Origin of the sequence: Shewanella sp. AS1 (assembly GCF_021412565.1) — a bacterium.
In the GTDB taxonomy this organism is placed as follows: domain Bacteria; phylum Pseudomonadota; class Gammaproteobacteria; order Enterobacterales; family Shewanellaceae; genus Shewanella.
Window position 1 is genome coordinate 1 of sequence record NZ_JAKCLJ010000169.1, and the last position, 247, is coordinate 247.

The window sequence follows — 247 nt, forward strand, 5'->3', positions numbered from 1 at the left end:
ACCGTGACTGGAATAGTTAAGGTCTGAGTCTGGCCTTCAGCCATACTCTGGTAGGCTGCATCGCTTGGGTCAAAGCCCCAACTGCCGTCACTGTTAAAGGTTAAGCCTGCAACTGGCGCTGCAATCGAATAGGTCGCCGTGTCACCCGCATCGATATCGGTGGAGGTGATGGTGCCATTAACTACTGAACCATCTTCCTTGGCGCTGACTTGCGCGATGGGGTCCAGTACCGGTGCATCGTTAACGT

Annotated in this window: 1 protein-coding gene; it reads right to left on the minus strand. The window is 54.3% G+C overall.

Going from position 1 to position 247, the window contains the following annotated elements:
- Window positions 1-247: VCBS domain-containing protein (locus tag LZP69_RS16545; protein WP_234201763.1), on the minus strand; the 247-nt coding region annotated here is incomplete at both ends.